Origin of the sequence: Caballeronia sp. LjRoot29 (assembly GCF_964252755.1) — a bacterium.
Classification (GTDB): Bacteria; Pseudomonadota; Gammaproteobacteria; order Burkholderiales; family Burkholderiaceae; genus Caballeronia.
The window spans coordinates 1-2,315 of sequence record NZ_CAXUPU020000082.1; the positions used below are offsets into that span (position 1 = coordinate 1).

Consider the following 2,315-nt stretch of genomic DNA (forward strand, 5'->3'; position numbering starts at 1 on the left):
GTCGCTTAAAGCCCGACAGATCTCACGGTTTGACGGCGCCAGATACGCTGGTCATGCGGACACTAAGAACGACAACAATTTCGGAAGGAGACGGCATGGCAACTCCCATCATTGGCAGCAGCGATGAAATGCACCGCGACGCGACGCGCAAAGCGATGCTGCGGCTCATCCCGCTCATGTGTCTGATCTATTTCATGTCGTATCTCGATCGCACGAACGTCTCTCTGGCGAAGGCGCGACTTGCTGCCGATCTGAGCATCGATGCGGCTGCTTATGGGCTTGGCGCAGGCATCTTCTTTGTCGGGTATGCATTACTCGAAGTGCCGAGCAACCTTGCCGCCCACCGTTTTGGGCCGCGCCGCTGGATCGCACGAATCGCTGTCACTTGGGGCGCACTTTCGGCGGCGATGATGTTCGTTCAAGGCGAATATTCCTTCTACACAATCCGAGTGCTGCTTGGGATCGCTGAAGCCGGCCTGTTCCCTGCGCTGATGTACATGATCACCCTCTGGTTTGCTCCGAAGGATCGCTCGGTTGCGGTCGGCTGGATTTACACTGCGCCCGCACTCGCGCTGATGTTAGGCAATCCGCTGGGCGGCGCCTTAATGCAAATGGATGGCTTAGCCGGCTTGCACGGCTGGCAATGGCTCTTTGTAGTCGAGGGTTTGCCTACTATCGTGGTCGGCGTGATCCTATGGTTCAAGCTGCCGGAAAAGCCATCCGACGCAAGCTGGTTATCGAAGGAGGAAGCGAGCATCCTCGAAACTCGTGCCGTGCCAGACGCCGCACATTTAAATCTTTTATCGAATAACTGGATGGCCGCGTTGAAGGAGCCGGCTACTGTGCTGACCGGGCTGATCTATTTTCTGAATCAGGTGGCATTCGTTGGACTTGTGTTCTTCGTGCCGGCGATGATCCAGCAGATGCATGCGAAGTCATCGTTGGTAGTTGGGATGCTGTCGAGCAGTGTTGGCATTGGCGTTCTGCTCGGTGTATTGGTATTACCGCGCATACATCGTCGTGTGACAAACGATTGTCTTTATCTTGGCGTATTGACCGCTGGTTTCGCCGTCAGTGCGATCCTGTTTATCTCAACGGACTCGCTCCAAGTGAGGCTTGCTCTATTCGTTGTTACGGCGTTCTTCGGTGGTGGCGTCTTGCCGCTGTATTGGGCGATTTCGATGAAGCGGCTTCACGGCATTAGGCTGCCGCCGGATTAGCGTTCATTAACACCATTGGACTAATCGGCGGTTTTGTAGGTCCGTACCTGTTTGGATTAGCGGAAGGTGCTTCTGGGAAAAGCACTTCGGGGTTTTCGGTCGTCGTCGGTGCGTCGATTTTGGGACTCATCCTCGTACCTTTGCTGGCAAGATCCATCCGGTCAGAAGGACGCATGGCCGGCCTGAGGGAACCGCTGTTGCACATTGAACAATGAGCCTCACGGGGCGCGTGCGATGCTAGCGGACAGGAGAGCTGTTTCGCACGAGCTCACGGCTGATAGTTGCCGGTGAGCATTCGCGTATGCGGGCCATTGACCTGCATACGCGAACCCCGCAAATACAAGCTTGCAATGGTTAGGCCCTAATCGGGCTACGGTTGCCGGCGTAAATTTTTGCGCGCACTGTGACGGCTTCGTACGATGTCGGTATTGCGGTTCACATTTGAGTAGGCCAAATTAAAGATCGCACGCGTCGTACTCGATAGGTTTCCCCACCCGTTTGACATAAATCAAATGATCGAAATTTAGTTCGCAGTCCTATGCGTATTAAGGCGAGTGGGTTATCATTTTGTGCAGTGGGCCGCTGCACAAATTCGGACATATGGTGCCTCCAAGGTGCGAGGTGTCAGTCTGCGCATGGCGGGGAGGGCTGCTGGTTAGATGCAATGTCCGTGCACGATGGGGCGGCAAAAGGGGGAAGTGCGTGAATGCTCCTCACGGACCTGGTGTCGTGCAGAGGCTGTCAATGAGTCTCATCGTCGTTGCTCTCCAGCCAAGCCGGAATATCACGCTTGCCGTTGAGCACGCGCCAGACTTCCACATGAGCATCGCGCTCAATATAGAAGATTAGGTGCGGATACCGATCCAGTGGCCACGACCGCAGGTCTGGGATACCCAGCTCGTACGCGTAACGGGGAGACCCGATGTTCGGGTGCTTGGAGAGACGCTCGTAAGCCTGCTCGATCTCCGCGATGAATCCGAGCGCAGCCCGCTCCGAGCCTTCGTCTACGAGGTAGTGCGTCACCTCGTCCTCGACGTCCTGCCTGGCTAGCCTTGTCGGTATGACGGGCTTAGCCCTCATTTGCGAGAAGTACGC

At 55.9% G+C, this 2,315-nt stretch carries 1 protein-coding gene and 1 pseudogene; one reads left to right on the forward strand and one right to left on the reverse strand.

The annotated features are described in order from the left end of the window. Window positions 1-95: 95 nt before the first annotated feature. Window positions 96-1,435 (forward strand): annotated as a pseudogene (locus ACSQ83_RS35750) (MFS transporter). Between the two features lie 526 nt (window positions 1,436-1,961). On the opposite strand, the gene ACSQ83_RS35755 reads toward ACSQ83_RS35750, so the two are convergent. Then, window positions 1,962-2,315, reverse strand: a 354-nt coding sequence (locus tag ACSQ83_RS35755; protein ID WP_436231360.1) for a type II toxin-antitoxin system RelE/ParE family toxin, incomplete at its 5' end; no start/stop codon positions are given.